This window comes from Methanoculleus chikugoensis, assembly GCF_019669965.1.
Classification (GTDB): domain Archaea; phylum Halobacteriota; class Methanomicrobia; order Methanomicrobiales; family Methanoculleaceae; genus Methanoculleus; species Methanoculleus chikugoensis.
This window is the reverse complement of record NZ_AP019781.1, coordinates 791,934-808,086: the sequence shown is the minus strand read 5'-3', so window position 1 is coordinate 808,086 and position 16,153 is coordinate 791,934. Positions and strand designations below refer to the sequence as shown.

The 16,153-nt window shown below is 51.7% G+C and carries 14 protein-coding genes; 9 read left to right on the top strand and 5 right to left on the bottom strand.

The window, feature by feature from the left end; genetic code table 11:
* The first annotated feature begins 134 nt into the window (after nucleotides 1–134).
* The 6 genes from MchiMG62_RS04195 (at nucleotide 135) to MchiMG62_RS04170 (ending at nucleotide 9,327) form a co-directional block, all read left to right on the top strand.
* Nucleotides 135–1,358, top strand: coding sequence for a glycosyltransferase family protein (locus MchiMG62_RS04195; protein ID WP_221058018.1), 1,224 nt, complete (start codon nucleotides 135–137; stop codon nucleotides 1,356–1,358).
* Nucleotides 1,359–1,562: 204 nt separating this feature from the next.
* Nucleotides 1,563–1,850: a hypothetical protein gene (locus MchiMG62_RS04190; RefSeq protein ID WP_221058017.1), complete on the top strand. Its 288-nt coding sequence runs from the start codon at nucleotides 1,563–1,565 to the stop codon at nucleotides 1,848–1,850.
* A 123-nt stretch (nucleotides 1,851–1,973) separates the two neighbouring features.
* On the top strand, nucleotides 1,974–3,887 hold the full coding sequence (locus tag MchiMG62_RS04185; protein ID WP_221058016.1) for a glycosyltransferase family protein: 1,914 nt from the start codon (nucleotides 1,974–1,976) through the stop codon (nucleotides 3,885–3,887).
* A gap of 891 nt (nucleotides 3,888–4,778) precedes the next feature.
* Nucleotides 4,779–5,981 carry a glycosyltransferase gene (locus MchiMG62_RS04180; protein ID WP_221058015.1) on the top strand — a complete coding sequence of 401 codons (1,203 nt, stop codon included), beginning with the start codon at nucleotides 4,779–4,781 and terminating at the stop codon, nucleotides 5,979–5,981.
* 357 nt (nucleotides 5,982–6,338) lie between these two features.
* Nucleotides 6,339–7,451 carry a glycosyltransferase family 4 protein gene (locus MchiMG62_RS04175; RefSeq protein WP_221058014.1) on the top strand — a complete coding sequence of 371 codons (1,113 nt, stop codon included), beginning with the start codon at nucleotides 6,339–6,341 and terminating at the stop codon, nucleotides 7,449–7,451.
* Between the two features lie 280 nt (nucleotides 7,452–7,731).
* Nucleotides 7,732–9,327 carry an IS1634 family transposase gene (locus MchiMG62_RS04170; RefSeq protein ID WP_221058633.1) on the top strand — a complete coding sequence of 532 codons (1,596 nt, stop codon included), beginning with the start codon at nucleotides 7,732–7,734 and terminating at the stop codon, nucleotides 9,325–9,327.
* 80 nt (nucleotides 9,328–9,407) lie between these two features.
* Here the strand turns inward: MchiMG62_RS04170 and MchiMG62_RS04165 are convergent, their stop codons facing one another.
* The 3 genes from MchiMG62_RS04165 to MchiMG62_RS04155 all read right to left on the bottom strand — a co-directional run bounded on the left by MchiMG62_RS04165 (nucleotide 9,408) and on the right by MchiMG62_RS04155 (nucleotide 10,810).
* A complete protein-coding gene (locus MchiMG62_RS04165) occupies nucleotides 9,408–9,728 on the bottom strand; it encodes a hypothetical protein (protein ID WP_221058013.1) in 321 nt (106 codons plus the stop codon).
* 310 nt (nucleotides 9,729–10,038) lie between these two features.
* On the bottom strand, nucleotides 10,039–10,185 hold the full coding sequence (locus tag MchiMG62_RS04160; RefSeq protein ID WP_221058012.1) for a hypothetical protein: 147 nt from the start codon (nucleotides 10,183–10,185) through the stop codon (nucleotides 10,039–10,041).
* A gap of 337 nt (nucleotides 10,186–10,522) precedes the next feature.
* Entirely contained in the window at nucleotides 10,523–10,810 is a 288-nt protein-coding gene (locus MchiMG62_RS04155) for a hypothetical protein (protein ID WP_221058011.1), read from the bottom strand.
* A 63-nt stretch (nucleotides 10,811–10,873) separates the two neighbouring features.
* On the opposite strand from MchiMG62_RS04155, the gene MchiMG62_RS04150 reads away from it, so the two are divergent.
* Nucleotides 10,874–11,890, top strand: coding sequence for a GNAT family N-acetyltransferase (locus MchiMG62_RS04150; protein WP_221058010.1), 1,017 nt, complete (start codon nucleotides 10,874–10,876; stop codon nucleotides 11,888–11,890).
* 637 nt (nucleotides 11,891–12,527) lie between these two features.
* The gene (locus tag MchiMG62_RS04145; protein ID WP_244987793.1) at nucleotides 12,528–13,415 is read left to right on the top strand and encodes a polysaccharide deacetylase family protein; all 888 of its coding nucleotides are present in this window, start codon (nucleotides 12,528–12,530) and stop codon (nucleotides 13,413–13,415) included.
* 98 nt (nucleotides 13,416–13,513) lie between these two features.
* On the opposite strand, the gene MchiMG62_RS04140 is transcribed toward MchiMG62_RS04145, so the two are convergent.
* Together MchiMG62_RS04140 and MchiMG62_RS04135 are read right to left on the bottom strand one after the other, a co-directional pair.
* Nucleotides 13,514–15,004, bottom strand: a complete 1,491-nt coding sequence (locus MchiMG62_RS04140; protein ID WP_221058009.1) for a lipopolysaccharide biosynthesis protein — start codon at nucleotides 15,002–15,004, stop codon at nucleotides 13,514–13,516.
* Between the two features lie 288 nt (nucleotides 15,005–15,292).
* Nucleotides 15,293–15,469 carry a hypothetical protein gene (locus tag MchiMG62_RS04135; protein ID WP_221058008.1) on the bottom strand — a complete coding sequence of 59 codons (177 nt, stop codon included), beginning with the start codon at nucleotides 15,467–15,469 and terminating at the stop codon, nucleotides 15,293–15,295.
* 143 nt (nucleotides 15,470–15,612) lie between these two features.
* Here MchiMG62_RS04135 and MchiMG62_RS04130 point away from each other — a divergent pair, with 143 nt between their 5' ends.
* The gene (locus tag MchiMG62_RS04130; protein WP_221058007.1) at nucleotides 15,613–16,080 is read left to right on the top strand and encodes a polysaccharide deacetylase family protein; all 468 of its coding nucleotides are present in this window, start codon (nucleotides 15,613–15,615) and stop codon (nucleotides 16,078–16,080) included.
* The last annotated feature ends 73 nt before the right edge of the window (nucleotides 16,081–16,153 follow it).

Genomic DNA, 16,153 nt, shown 5'->3' with positions numbered 1-16,153 from the left:
ATGATGACATTATAGTGTTATAAGGCGAACTCTATCGCCTAACACGCTATACACGCAGAACTGATACCCCAACAATGGGTAAAAGAACTGGAAGGCACCTAAGCTATATATAGGGCAGGCGAAATGGTCTGTCGATGAACTTCATCGTCCTTGATGAACACCCTCCGGAAGATGGGCGCGTTGGTCGGCACATAAGATATCTACTGCAAAATAACGAGCGTGTCTTTCGCCTGCACTTCAGTCTCTTCGATCCTACCCTGGAGTCAGGCCATTTCTCCCTCTACGGCGAGAAAGGTTTCAGGATCTCCCCTCCATCCTCCCATATGCGTCCATTGAATTTCTGTGTATTTAATATGAAATATCTCCTCCCCTTCTGTTTTTATTCCAGGATAAAATGGATATTGAAAGAACTAGGTGTAGATCTAACCGCCCCGGCGGTACTACACGTCCACGACCCCTGCCTCCTGAAAATTGCAACTATGATGAAGAGAAAACTTTTCCAGAGCGCAAGGATTGTCTACGATAGGCACGAGTTTTACGAAGTATTCAATAAGAGAACCCAACTGCCAACGCTAACCCGCCACAGATTGTACGAGCTTCTTGCAGAGGATGCGGTCGACGGAGTCGCCCATGCCAGTTTGGGGGGGGAATCGGATCCCAGGTTGCTCTTTCCAAGAGCAGAACACACGCATATCCCAAATTTTCCCCTTACTGATACATACGATGAGGCACGTATCCGTGAAAAGATTCTCATGTCGGAGAACAACTCTGCATTTAATCTCCTTTACATCGGCTCTCTCAACCCACATGACCGGGACGTCCGGCTCATGCTGAAGATCGCCGCGGATATACTGGCCCATATCCCAGAGACCACATTCTTCATCGGCGGACCATCCTACGGTAATGATGAGGAGTTACAGCAGATGATGATACCATTGCGGGAAAAATACGGCACGCGGTTTCATTTTCACCTGGGATACGTGGGCAGGAACATGGCCCAGAGACTCACCGAGGACTGTCACATCGGTCTTCTCTTCATTGACCCGGAGACCACGTACTGGATCAAAAGTTCTCCAAACAAGTTGTATGAGTATCTCCGTTGCGGGGCGATTCCGGTAATGCGAGCATCCATTGAATCGCCTGAGAGTGTATCTTCATGTTCGCTCCTGTTTGACCGGTATACCCCCGAAGAGGAGATCGTCTCAAGCCTTCGAGATCTGGCGACCGATCCCGAGAGGTGCAGGAGGATGATGGAGGATGCACTCACTCTCAGTGCTCAATTCACATTTAATACTGTGGGTCCGGAATACTTCAGGTTGTACAATCGACTCTGGAACGGTCGTTCGTCGCCGCTATAATGCCGGGTACATCTATCGGCCAATCAGGATAGCCGGTGAAGGCCGTCGCAATGGGCTTTTAAGTACCCTCATCGCAGGTGAAGACCCGGGTTCTCTCGGTCCCCGCGGACCCTTGCAACCTCTCGACCGGAAGGTAACATTCCACACCTCGCGGCTCAGCACAACCGCAAGAGCCACTTAAACGGCAGAAAGGTCTTCCACGGCGTGAAGATCCGACCCCCTGATAAGCGGCACGCCGTAATGATCGGCCAATTCGAGCTACATGTCTTCCGGGACCGCGCACTTCCGGTTCATTTCCAGGGCGATCTCTTGTTCCCCCATCTCTTTCAAGACGACGGCAAGCTCGCTCTCACCGATAACCAGATTGGAACGATTGAGAAAGGCGTCTGGATGAGGCCGGGTATTTACGCGTTCGTTGCGGAAACAGGCGATCGGCGAGCGGACATAGAGGGGATATCATGGGGAAATATATGGAACGACACGCTCGGATGATCAACCTCCCCAAAGATCCATATCCATCGCGGGGTGTTTGGCTCACCTCCAGGAAGAAAGGTGAAATTTATTATGGTTGACTGCTGAAGGCGCTACCATCTAGAGAGAGGAACAGGATCCGGAATGAAGATTCGGTTACTGGAGAGAACGGCCTGTTTTTTTCCATATCTGGTGTTGTTTGCCTACATCGTAGGGGCAATCTCCTGCTACATGTTTGGCATGACGGGCTACCTGATCAACGGCTCAATTATGGCAATACCGGTATTCATCGCATCCGCTGCATTCATTCTCATTAAGAAAACCGATATCGACCTCTTAACGAAGGTGACGTTGTTCCCCTGTTCCTCTTCGACGTCGGTAACACTCTTTTTACTAGCCTATACGTTTTCCATCCTGCTCCTGTTCGCGGCCCCGGTCGAACCGAAATTGAGCCTTGGAGCGGTGATTATCCCGTACGCTATAATATTTCTCCAGACTTTATCACGGAGGATACTTCCTGCGGTTGTGCTCTTTGAGATCATGCTCGTCCTTGCAGTCACGATTTACAGTTATACACTCAGATCAGCCCTGTACTTCGGGGCTACGGACACAATGCCGCACATCTACATGTCCGCCGTAACCCTCCTTTCCGGGCATGTAATCTCAGGAGGGCTCGGAGATTATGCCTATTTCCCCCTGTATCACGTATTTATGTCCCTATCATCGCAAATCCTGGGTCTGGATATTCAGACCGCTCTGTTCATCGTCACCTGCCTGATCTACGTTACAACAGTGTTGTTCCTGTATCTTCTGGTCAACGGCATCTTTCACAATGAACAGATCTCTCTTATGATTGCTCTTATCTATGCCATGAATGCCGACGTCATATACTACGGCACATATATGGTGACCAGAACCCTCGCCTATGTCGGGTTTCTCATCCTCCTGTACCTGCTTTATTCCCTGGAAAAACCAAAGGCTAACTCAGAACGTGTCATCACGAGGTCCACAGGCCAGAGATTCTGCGTTGTGGTCGTACTCATCTTCATTCTTTTAGTCCACCAGATCTCCACTCCGATGATCATCATCCTGCTCGGGCTCCTCTTTGGTATCGAGAGATTCATTCACGATAGAAGGCATGTGAACCTGATCCTCTTGATGGTGCCCATCACCCTGTTTGCCTGTTACTGGACCTTCACTGCCTATTCTTTCTTTGAACAGATACTCCCACGCGTCGATCCGGCGCTGTATCAAACGATTATTCTATCCGGGGTGGTAAATCTGGGTCTCAGTTTCCTAACGGACAACCTTGATACGTTGTTTGTTGTATTTTTTGGCGTGATGGGAATGCTTTATCTCCTATGGAAGCAGCAGCCGAGATACTCAGTAGTATTCGGGATTTTCGGAATGATAGCGATCCTCCTGAACGTTCCGAACATCCTTTCCGTAGTATTCCAGTTTATGCAGATACTCCGAATCGACAGGTTTGCATTTCTGTTTCTGCCGTTTCTTGCCATCGTTATGGGCGTTGGGATATACATCCTCACCAGACATCTATCAACTATGAAGATATCGCCAAAACTGGTTGGAACACTGCTGATTGCTCTGGTTGTTCTCTACGGCATCGGTTCCCTGGGGCTTGTCAAGCATGAGCCGTCGTACCAACGGTACTCCTTCGAACAGGATGAGATCGCCGGATTCAACCACGTGCTGGAGACGGTACCCGGGGACTCTTCCCTGTTCTCGGATTACTATACGAGCCGTTTCTTCGCCAGGCAGGGTAGGTACGAGCCGGAAATTCCGGGATTGCCTTATTACACCCTTCACTGGATGCAGGATAATCTGACGGTATCGGGCAAGAGCGGATACATTATTATTCCGTATGAGCAGTTCCGGAAAGGTGGGTTACTCTACGGGAAGAGCGCTGGATTTGATCCGGAGAATAACCAGCCCTATCTCCCGACAGAGGAAAACATCCGGTATATCACGCTTCAACTTTCCTCTAAGGACAAGATTTACTCGAATGAGGGCATCGATCTCTATCGCTTCATGCACTGAAGTATGCAGGAAAGGCGCGTCTTTTCGATTTACTCAACGCATCCGTCAAGCTGCAATCCGGATCCGGCATCGACGCATCATTGCCCGGAGTTTTTCAAAACAGGGAGCAGGACGCCATCGGGTCATCGATACTTACCGTGCAGGCCAACCCATACAAAGCCAATAACTCCGTTCGCACTCACTCCGCAACGGCAAATTGCTCATCACGAAAAAAGGCTACACTTAACCCTGATCCATAACTCTCTACCCGAAACGCTCCGAAAAATTGAACCTATGGATATCTCATGCCCTGCTTCACCGGAAAACATAGGAAAATTAACCGGAGGACAGACCTGCTTTGAGGAGCAAGGGGCTCGTTTCCACGCAAAAGGGCCTGCTGAGAAAGATATATATCCTTTTGCTAACATGGCAGTGTAACCCGATGGACACCTGCCCGACATTACCACAGCACCTGCCCATGAAAGAACTGGTTCCGACCGCAGGGGATCCGACACCATATGCGATGAGTAGTCTATGGGGAACCTTCTGCACGAACCGGGCCCGACCAATACTCTCTGTCGCATTCGAGATTTCAGCTAACGCGGTAAAGAAAATCACTTCAAAAACGTTCTTCGATATCAACAAAATTTTCTGCAGCATGTGTCGTAGACGGTAACCGATAAGATCGATTGGCCGCCCGAAGAGCACAACCCTGGACAATCGGTATGTGCCGGTTATTCGGGACGGCGAAGCCAAGGAGCCTCGATGTCGGCCCTGAGGTTCATGCCAAGCATGCTGGTGCATTAAAGGAGATCGGATGACGGGAAATGAACACAATGCGGCAATAAACACAATGCGGCCTCCTCACATAACATCAGCAGTAAAAATGCGGTTTTATGAGGTGAAGGAGAGATGACATTATTATGGCTCTTTGTAATCGTCGGCGTGTCGGCGTTGTTGATCTGGCAGTTTGTAGGATATCCCCTATTAATGGCAACCGTCGCTCTTAGGGCAAAACCCAGGGTCGTGGATTATACGTACCAACCGTTCGTCTCGATCCTGGTTCCGACGTATAACGAAGAGACCGTTATTGCACAGCGGATAGAGAACCTTTTGAACCTTAATTATCCCGGAGAGAACTACGAGATCATTGTGGTTGATTCCGGTTCTCTTGACGGAACCGTCGGCGTCGTGCAAGATCTCCTGCAAAGTTATGGGGATCACAATCCGCCAGTGAAGATCATTCGGGAAAAAGAGAGGCGTGGGAAAGCATCCGCAATAAACTTCGGAAAGAGGGCAGCAAGAGGAGATTTCGTCTTGGTGACCGATGCAAACGCAGCCTTTGACCCGAACGTACTCCGAGAAATCATGCCGCACTTCAAGGATCCAAAAGTAGGGGCCGTAGGGGGTAAATACTGTGTTGCAAATCCAGAAAATTCTCTTGCGGCCTCTACCTCTTTCTACTGGGATCTGGAATACATGATGCGGGTCGGTGAATCCGCGCTGGACTCGGCATGTACCTTCCACGGGGAGATCAACGCATGGAGGAAAGACCTCGTCGATGCCGATGTCCGGATGCTTACTGAAGATTTAGACATGTGCGTCTCCATCAAAGAAAAAGGATATAAAATCGTTTACGAGCCCGGTGCGATCGTATACGAACCCGCTCCCACCACGCCGGAGGATCAGATCAAACAAAGAAAGCGGACGAGCATCGGGACAATCCAGATTCTATTTAAACATGGAAAGTTCCTGATATCCGCAAAAGACTGGTATCGAAGATTGATCTTCCCCTCACATAAGGCACTGACCATGATTTCTCCCTTCATGATCCTGACTATCCCAATACTCTATCTGGTCATAGGGGATCTTCAGGTTGCACTGGCACACCTTATTCTCACGTTAACTTTCTTTGTAAGCCTTTTTGCTGCACTTCTTTTTGCGAGATCCCGGTTGTTACCCGGGAGGAAAGATGAAACAGCTTTCTCAGTGGCTTCAATTCCCAAAATTATACACTACGTACTGTTGAACGAATATCTCATACTCCTGGCATGGAAGGATTTTCTCTTTGGGAGATACTCAGTCCTATGGGAAAAAGCAACGACAACTCGCTGAAGGTTTCAATTCCGATACCTACCTCCGGTCCGGCACCACCGCATCCCAGTACTCCGGCATCCGTTCTTAATGAGGCATACCTGAACAGGCGATCAACATACCCCGGAAGTATCGGCAAAGGGCTCCGGAAGGAGTCCATTGCCCCTGCACTTGATACCTTCCCCAGAAGCGCCAACACGGCGAAGACACCGAACTGCACCATGCCCGTGAGATGAACCAGATTTTCCTTGAGATCTTGACCCCAGCCGGAGTAAAACCCCGTATTCCGGGGATAGGTAACCTGAGTTCGCACAATTCAGACATGAACCCCCGTCTCTGCGGCATGCCACCGGTTCAGGCATCAGGAATGTGAAATACATGAAAATTATCATGCTCCGCTCCAATCCCATCGATCCGGATGTAAGGCTGGAGAAAGAAGCGAAAACATTGGCGAACGCGGGTCATGATGTGACGCTGGTAGGATGGCAAAGATTCGGTAATGCGCCGGTTCAAGAAAAACGGCACCGTTATACCATTAGGCGCTTGAAATTTAGAGCTCCCGTTGAAAAAGGGGTAATCCTATATCTCCCGATCTGGTGGATTCTCGCGTTATTCTGGTTGTTAAAGGAAGACTGGGATGTTGTCCATGCTGCCGATCTTGACACATATGTCCCTGCCATCCTTGCCGCCAAATCCAAGAGGAAACAACTGGTCTACGACATCTTTGACTTTTATGCCGATCTGGTGGTGTTGCCCGCATACGTCAGGAATTGTGTGGCTGCGTTTGATATTTACTTAATGAGATTCGCAGATGCAGTCATTGTAGTAGATCCCAGCCGATTGAGGCAGATTGGAAAAGACGGGGATAACGGTATCAACATCATTTATAATTCCCCTGAAGATTCCCGGCACTTAGCGACGGTGGATATGCGGCAAGAGCAGTGGAAGCCGTTTAAGATCTTCTATGCCGGAATACTGGGAGAGGGTAGGGATTTCGAATCGGTAATTCATGCAGCAAAAGATATTGGGGATGTTCTGGTCGAATTTGCAGGATTCGGATACTATGCAGAGTATTTACGGTCTATAAGCGAACAGGAGCCCCATGTCACATTCGTCGGAAGAATTCCTTATGATGATGTCATTTCGAGGACGTTACAATCGGACCTGCTGTTCGCCCTCTACGATCCCGATGTCCCAAATAATCGTTATGCCAGCCCTAACAAACTATTTGAAGCGATGATGTGCGGGAAACCGATCCTGATCAGTGACGGGACAGCAATGGCTGAGATTGTAAGGGAGGAGAAATGCGGCTTCGTCGTGCCGTACGGGAACGCTGACGCGATCAAGCATGCAATCCTTACGCTCAAAGAAAATCCCGCCCTGTGCAAGCACCTTGGCAAGAACGGCCGGGAAGCCTATGAAAAAAAGTACAATTGGGAGAACATGGAGGAGCGGTTGCTGAAGATTTATGTTGGCTTACAAAAGAAGTAAGCTTAAAACAATTCTTCTCCGATACGGAGTGTTATTGTGACCTGCCGATCCGAAGAAAAATTACCCCAAAAGATCCGGGTAACAGGAGCCTGCGCTTGAATCGAATACCGGGTATCTCCGACACGGCACAATGGCGGTAGTGCTCTACCTGACCCGGTAAGCCGCCATGCCATACACAACCCACCTTTCGCACTAACCTGACTCCTTAGTCGAAATATCAAACCGCAAGATCCTTGTACTTTCGGGAAAAACCTCTGCTGTGCCCACCTCTGCTGACTTCATCGAAGGCTCCAACGTCTCGATCGGCCATCTCGGGATCGTTGCCGGTGCTTTCGACACCCTCGGGATCGCCGAGGTCGTTGACCGTGCCATTCCCAAGACGCGGCACCACCACCTCACCCACGGGGATATTGTCAAAGCCATGGTGCTCAACGGTCTTGGTTTTGTCGAGCGCCGGCTCTACCTCTATCCGGAGTTCTTCTCGGAGATTGCCGTCGACCGGCTCCTCGGCGAGGGCATCACCACCGAGCATCTCAACGACGACGTCCTGGGCAGGACACTCGACGCGATCGCCGCATACGGTCCGACCGAGCTCTTCAACGCAATCGTGGCCGAGTGCCTCCTCGCCAGCGACTACGGCACGCACTGCCTCCACGTCGATACCACAACGTTCAGCGTCAGCGGCGAGTATGACGCCGACTTCGACTCCCGCGATATGACCATCACCTACGGCCATCCCAAGGATGGTCGGTGGGACCTCAAGCAGTTCGTCCTCGGAATGGCGACCGATCAGCACGGCATCCCGCTCTTTCTGCAGACCTTCTCCGGGAACGAGTCCGATAAGAAAACCCTGCTGACGATCATCACTCAACTGACTGAGAACCTGCAGCACCCGGGCAAGGTCTACCACATCGCCGATGCCGCGTTCTATACGGCCGAGAACCTCGCGACGCTCGGCACTCATACCTTCTGGATCAGCCGGGTACCAGCGACCCTGAACGAGGTCAAGGATCTCGTCGCCGCCGATCTCCCCCTGCACCCGTGCGCGGACGATCGCTACCGATATGCGGAGCATATGTCTGAATATGCCGGCATCCCGCAGAAGTGGGTCGTCTACCACTCGGCACCGATGCAGGAGCAGCAGGAGAAGACATTCGCAAAAAGGCTGGAGAATGACAGAAAAAAGGCAGAGACGTCGCTCCGGAAACTCGGCGCACGGGAGTTCGCCTGCGAGCCGGATGCCCGGATCGCCGCCGAGAAGTGGCTGCAGGAGCACCTGCAGTTCCGTTTTAGCTCTCTGGACATCCGAGCAACTACCCGGAAGCTGACGAAGAAGCGGGGCAGGCCGAAGGCGGATGAACCGGTGGAGACGGTCTATACGGTCTCTGCAGAGGTTGAGTACAACCCCCTGGTTGTCGAACAACGTCGGCAGAAACTCGGCCGGTTTGTCCTGGCGACGAACGATCGGGAACTCTCACCGGACGAGCTGCTGACGAACAACAAAGAGCAGGGCACGGTGGAGCGGGGGTTCCGGTTCCTCAAGGATCCCTCGTTCCGGGTGGCGGAGATCTTTCTCAAGAAACCCTCCCGGATCCAGGCACTGGCGATGATCATGGTCCTCTGTCTCTTCATCTATGCGATGACCGAGTTCCGGCTCCGCCGGAACCTGCAGGAGAACGGGGAAACGGTGACCGGCCAGACGAAGAAGCAGACCCAGAACCCGACCTTGAAGTGGCTGTTCTTCCGCTTCCGCGGAGTCCGGGAACTCCGGTTCCAAGCGGGAGAGGCGGTGACGGTGCTGGTTACGAACATGAACCCGGAGTTCTGGAAGATACTCCGGTTGCTTGGAACGGAGTATGAAAATTACTATTTGTGATCAAAGACATGCGGAATGTGGGACAATTAAAGCATTGCCGGAACAGGACAAAAATCAGGGGTGCAAGAGCAATGGAGGGATCATGGCTCAATCCGTTTCAGCCAGGCTTCCCTCCAGAAAAGCAAGCACGACCTGTCGCAATCACTGTGCCTCTTCCCATCGCAGTAGACCCCCTCCAGGAAAACCGTAGGACTCCTTAATATTCTTACTTCACCGTTAGATTCAAGGGTGATTGACCGTACCTTTTTAAATACGCGGCATTTTTCCCCACAAAAATCCTCCATTTCCGGCATGAAGAGCAGACCTTTGTATTTCCCATTCTCATCAAGCGTGGAGCGTATTTCTTCTAAAGACCGAACCTGGACAAATTCACCGGGTTGTAGATCGAGTACCTCTTCCACAGGCATAACCTCCTTTTGGGTAACGGTTGGTCGATTTGTGCTGCAAGCGTCGTCGCTTAAAGGTGAAAGTATCGGCTGAACCTGCCTCCATAATGGAGCGACGTATGGAACCTGTTTAACAATAGGTACCAGAGGAGTCTTGATAGACGCATTCCATACTCTCTGCACGCGAAACACGTATGACGGCCGCGTAAATCCGTATACTTCCTGGGCCATGAAGGTACAGGGTATTGCACGTTGGTTCATACTTCCCCCCGTTACTTTTACCAAGAGATTAACTCCTGGACGCTACCGACCAGCAGTCACGCAATTAAATCCATCCATTGCAATTATCAGGATTTACCAGCATATTATGGACTATTCCTGGAAAGAATGCAAGATTCAAATCACATTGTTCCATTTCATCCAGCAGCACGGCCGGCATAAGCTCCTGATTTGACAGGGTCCAGGTCATCATACTATATAAATCATTTGCTGCAGATATAATTCCCGACACCTCCGGAGAACGATACAGGATCCTGGAGTTAACTCTGACCCCTGATTCGAAATGGGGCAGCATACTGAATGATAACTGAAAAGAGTTTCAAATCATTCCCTCTCAAATACTCTATCTGTCTCCAATCGCCCCTCGTTCAACGGAGTGTGGTTGCCAATGGTTTTCACCGGCAACTCAAACCACAGGGTCTTACCGTCGAAGGCTGCTCCGCTGCGACGGTACCTAGGCGGAAACAGGAGCAATATCTCTCGAAAAGAAGGTTAGCCTACCGACGCAACAACTATTTCGGAGTGAAATCTCAGGCGCTCATGGACAAGGCCATGCACAGGGCTGCCTGCGGTCGTCTCTTGCCGATCAAGGAGAGAGAGGGAAACAAAGCCATCAAGAGATCCTGCTCATCGGCGGAGCAGCCGTTCGGCCGGCTCGGGGCGGCCCCGGATGTCGGCTGCTTCATGGTCACAATCGTTAAAAACCGCCTCTGTAGAACGGCTTCAGTCGCCCCCGGATACTGCTCAGCCGACATGGGGAGAAGGTGCGATCCCCCGACGAGGTTTTTCTGCAGAGTCAAAAAACCGTCATTACTCATTAATACTCCACATTGTGTCATATAGAAAGTTTTTTTTACATTCGGAAAAGTAATGGCCCTTCCATGGGCTATTCCATACAAGAACTGTCGGAGGAGAATGCGGGGGCCTGGGATGAGTTTAACAACCGGTGCCCGGAGGGGACATTTTACCATACCACAAAATGGAAGAGTACACTGGAAAATACACTCAAAATCGACCTTAAGTACTGGATCCTCCGGAAAGAGCAGAAGATAGTCGGCATATTCCCTTTGAGGCATCGCACAATAGTATTTCTAAATGGGCTTGACCCTATCCCTTATTCAGGATTCAACAGTATCCTGCTGGATGATGATTTCAATCCCCGAGACCTGAATGAAATACTTGCTCTGTTCGCATCGAAGTACGCGTTTTTTTCATTGAATATGAATAATAAAGCGCTGTTTGACCATATAGGATACAACCATCATCCCACCGACAATACAGGCAATATGGTATTGGATTTACAGCAGAAACCACCAGACAGTATCTGGGAAAACTTCCCTGCCAGAAAAGGACAGAGGAAGTTTATTCGCAGGTTCGATGAGAAGGGATTTGAAATCCGTGAACTCCGCCGGCAGGAAGATGTGAAAACGTTTTATCGGTATTATGCTGAAAACCTCATACGCATAAACGCAGATATTTTGCCTCTCACTTTTTTCCAGAAACTTCTGGAAACATATTCGCAGGATGAGATGCGTGTGACATTGTTATCAAAAGGGGACATATATGCCGGGGGATTGCTCACCTTCGTCCATCCCGCCAGCAAGACAGCATATTTCCAATATCTCTCCCTGAATCGAAGTCTCCCCAACACATATCACCCCACCTATGCACTCTTCTGGGAAGGGCTTAATTGGGCGTGGGAAAATGGATATCAGAAGATCTCCTTCGGCCGGCAAAAGATGGATCCGAAGAATACCCGTTTTCGAATAAAGACAGATTTTGGAGCAGAACACCTGCCGATATATTCGAGGGTAGTCCTGTTCTCTAAAACTACCTCGTTACTCTATCGGCTCAGAGAACGATATCATGAAGCCGGCATGAACAGAACTCCTCAATAACCAGAGGAACCCGACAGTGCGATGGGATGTGGAAAGGCTTGAAAATGATAAATCGAACATTCCGATGCATTGGCCGTCGACTCGATCCCGGGCATGGTTCTCCATATGGTAACCGTTTACTCAAGGCTGAAGTCGCCTAAAACCCTCTGCCGGGCGGGGCTGACCTTCAAATCCCGCGTGTGCATAATAACAGGGCCGGACCGCACATCACCATCAGGCATCTCGTATGGATTCCGCCTCCCCGACATGTTATCAGGTGCCGACATGAGGCTGAAATAGAAGTCGGAGATCACTTCTCGTCTAGTGAGTCCGCAACCTGCAAGGCCTCATGATCGTTTCAGACTGTGCTCGACAGCAGTGGAGATCGATGATAGGATCCGGGAACATAATGCCAAAAGGGCTTTACCAGATCCTGCCATTTTTGGGGGGGCGGGAGGAAAAGCATAATATCTCCCATTCCAAGTGTGCGTGAGGGAGTCGTCTGCAGAGAATAGATCTGCTCAAACAGGACAGTGAGATCTGGAACCTGTTTACCAGAAAGGAAGAGTACAATGCGTGCAGCCGTGACCGGTATGACCGGTTTCCGTACTACAGGAGTTGCCACCGGGACATATCCGTACCCCGGGCATCACAGTTGTTGACGGAAAAGGGTTACCAGTGCGAATATCCGGAAGCACAGCCATTCGCAATCTGTCTGACACACGATATTGACACGGTATACAGGCCCATACATTCCAAGAGCCTTGAAATCCTGAGTGCACTGAAGAACAGGGATTTCACACGTGCCGGCCGGATCGTCCCACAGCTGCGCTCGAAGAAGTGTCCGGAATGGAACTTCAAGGGGATTGCCGCTCTCGAAGAATCCTACGGAGCATCCTCCAGTTTCTATTTCCTGGCCCTTGACAAGGGGGACAGGGACTGCACATACGCGATCGAGGATCTGGAGCAGGAGATGTGTACACTCCTTGACGGGGGATGGGAGATCGGCCTGCATGGAGGATGCGAGGCCTACCGTGACTTTGAGCAGCTGCAGAGAGAGAAGCGGCGATTAGAGAAGGTTCTGAATCAGACAGTAAACGGATATCGAAATCACTTTCTCAGGTTCCGGGTGCCGGACACCTGGGAACTGCTGGAACGAGCAGGGTTTCGGTACGACACCACCCTCGGATACCCGGACTGCACCGGGTTCCGGAACGGGATGTGCCACCCGTTCCGGCCGTTTAACATAAATACCAGCAGGGAAATGACTATCCTGGAGATTCCGCTCGCAATAATGGACAGGACACTGCTTTCCTTCATGCGGTTGAACATGGAGCAGGCCTGGACTCAGACAGAGCGCCTTCTCGATACCGTCGAACGGCATAACGGCGTACTCACTATCCTCTGGCATAATACGTTCATGACCGGTGCACCGCTTCAATTCTACCGGAAGATCCTGGAGTACGGCCATGAGAAGGGCGCCTGGATGACGAGCTGCAAAGAGATTGAAGCATGGTGGCAGAAGAGCGGAATGCAGCCCCCTTGACTTCAAGGGGCACCTGTCCTTAACACTCTACGGGCGCCTTTCACCCGATGATCCCGGCACCCTCTCCGACCAATCCGGGGACAATTTTCTCAAACCCGCTATCGAAAGAGGCCTAACCGTTCCATCCAATCGATGTGCTTTGTGGGAATCGAACCCTGGATCATCCCTATGAGTTCGCTACGAAGCAGAGGATCTGTAAAGAAGATCAAAAGATAATAGGCAACCGCGGTTATACCTGCGATCCCAAACAGGAGTAAGAGCGGGAGCCCGACATATACCCCGAGCATAAGAGGAAGAGAGATGATGATGCTCAACAGCAGGTGCCGGCCCAGACTGAGCATGCTGTCCCGGGATCCAGCCCCGGATTCCCGTAAGAGGTAGACACTCTTCGCTCCCCATATGAGCATGCCGCCGATGGAGAAGATAGCAAGGGTTAAGAGGGGGTTACCGGTGGCGCCGACGACAGAGAAGATGACCACCCATGCACATAGGGTCATGACCTCGAAACATGAATAAGTCTTCTGTTTCTCCAGAACTCCGAACAGCGTTGTAATCGGCGAGACAATGAAAACTGCGAAGAGCCAGGGGGCGAGGATCTGTGCATAGGTACCGGCGGTAAGCCAGTTCGCCCCGAAGACGAAGGTGAAGAGATCCTCGGCAAGGATGATGAAGATGATAAAGGGGAAGATACCAACGGCGATAAGCCGCGTATGGACCTCCTGGACGACGGTCTTCACACCACCGGTTTGATTCATCTCCTCGCTCGCTTTCTGATAAAACACCTGGGAGATGGCTGTTCCCACCATCGCCATCGGCAGTTTTACTGCCATTATAGCAAGAGCATAGTTGCCGAGGACGGTGGGGTTGAAGAAGTAGGCAAGCATGAAGGCAGGCAATTCCCAGGACATGCTGTTTGCAAGGTTTCCTGCGGTTCCATAGGACGCGAACTCCCTGTACCGGACGGCAAGTTCCCTCATCCGCCTCATCGTAACGGATTTCAAGTGGCTGACGTCCTCCTGCGTTCCGAAGAGCATGAAGAGGTCGGCAAGAGCAAAACCCGCCACCGAACTGAGGATAAGACCCAGGGGGGAGGCGATGATCAGCCCGCCACCGATCTGGAGCACTCGTGTCGAGACCGAATTCACAACAATGCCCTTGGAGAGTACGCCATACCTTGCCTTCCGGGAGAGCCACCGATTCAGGATCACGAAGAGACTATTGAAAGTGATGAAAACCGGGAGCCATATGAGATAATCGGCGATCATCGGCGTTTCAAAGACTGCCCCGAGCCAATCTGAAAACCCGATGAAGACAGCGCCGGCTGCGGCAGAGGTGCCTAAAATACAGACGATACAGAGCACGGAGACATTCATGGAGTCCTCATCCTTCTCCGGCAGCATGATCACATAATGGTAGGAGAGGGAGGAGATGACCACGAGCACCGCGGCAATAGAGAGGAAGAGCTGGGCGACGCCGAAATACTCCGGGGAGTAGATCCGCGTAACTACCGGGATGAGGAGGATGCCGACGACCTGCGCGAGCACGGTGCCCGTCGTCAGTTTGAAGATATTGCTGAGGAAACTTGCCACGCGATTCCCCTGTCTCCTATCCAATCCCGGCGGGGCTATATGTGTTTCGCCCTGCACTCAGAGAGGGTCCAAAAAATTATAGACGGATACCAGGCAAGAGGTTCCGGAAGCATCAGAAACGAGGGAGGGGCGTCTGGTTCGATTCGGAACTCTGCAAGAAGCGCAGTGCCATCGAACGGTTCTCCAGCCGGATCGAGGCATTCAAGAAGATTAATTCCCGATATGAACGATACGAGGCCTCGTTCCTCGGCCTGATCCGCCCGGCATTTGCTATCACGAAATGGAGAGTTACGGGATGAACTCAATATCAACGCCACCAACAACCTCTTCCTCAAGGCAACCATGCAGATGCATGAGATCTTCCGGCAGAACCCGGAGATACGGCGTCTCTTCACCTATGCGGAGATGTGCAGTGAAACATTCAGTGACGACCGGGACCGGTTCCCCCACGATGTGAACAACCACGTGAGCCCTTTGAGCCCCGGGCCTCACGCCGCCTCGCCGAGCACAGGGCTGCCACCCCGAGGACCTGATATCCAGCCGTTCGCTGTCTGCCTCACCCGTGTATCGACGGGGTTTACCGGTTCGCGCTCCCAAGGTGTGATGCATTGCGGCCCCTGAAGGCCGGCGAGATCACAAAAACTCTCACCGGCACCCGGCAGTTCCGGTTGAACGAACTTCCCTGGTTCAACTTCCGGGAGATCACGGCCCTTGAGGAGGGGTGCGGTGCCCGGTCGATTTTTTACTTCCTCGCCCTCGCAGCCCAGAAGCAGCGGCTGGAAGCGGCCCTCGGCCGGCCGGTCGTCGGCTACCTCAGCCGAGCGGGGTTTTGCGGCGAAGCCACCATCGGGTATGCCGACGGCATCGGTTTCAGGGGCGGGATGTGCTACCCCTTCAAGGCTTATGACCTCAAGGCCGGCCGAGAGATTGATATCCTAGAGATCCCTCTTGCTGTTATGGACCGCACGTTCGAGGGTTATATGCGGCTCGACGCCGGAAAAACCCGGGAGGTCGCCCGGTGCCCCATCGACGCAACCGAACGCTGCCGTGGGGGGTTCACCCATTCTCCGGCATGATTCCTGCATGAAGGAGGGGCTGAAGATCTACGAGAAGATTCCGCGACACTGTAAGGGGAAGGGACGGCGCGGG

Excerpts from the sequence above, each read along its gene's own strand:
- MchiMG62_RS04155 (WP_221058011.1), bottom strand. The coding sequence starts at position 10,810 with ATGAGTAATGACGGTTTTTTGACTCTGCAGAAAAACCTCGTCGGGGGA.
- MchiMG62_RS04150 (WP_221058010.1), top strand. The coding sequence starts at position 10,874 with ATGGGCTATTCCATACAAGAACTGTCGGAGGAGAATGCGGGGGCCTGG.
- MchiMG62_RS04175 (WP_221058014.1), top strand. The coding sequence starts at position 6,339 with ATGAAAATTATCATGCTCCGCTCCAATCCCATCGATCCGGATGTAAGG.
- MchiMG62_RS04160 (WP_221058012.1), bottom strand. The coding sequence starts at position 10,185 with ATGATGACCTGGACCCTGTCAAATCAGGAGCTTATGCCGGCCGTGCTG.
- MchiMG62_RS04185 (WP_221058016.1), top strand. The coding sequence starts at position 1,974 with ATGAAGATTCGGTTACTGGAGAGAACGGCCTGTTTTTTTCCATATCTG.
- MchiMG62_RS04195 (WP_221058018.1), top strand. The coding sequence starts at position 135 with ATGAACTTCATCGTCCTTGATGAACACCCTCCGGAAGATGGGCGCGTT.
- MchiMG62_RS04180 (WP_221058015.1), top strand. The coding sequence starts at position 4,779 with ATGACATTATTATGGCTCTTTGTAATCGTCGGCGTGTCGGCGTTGTTG.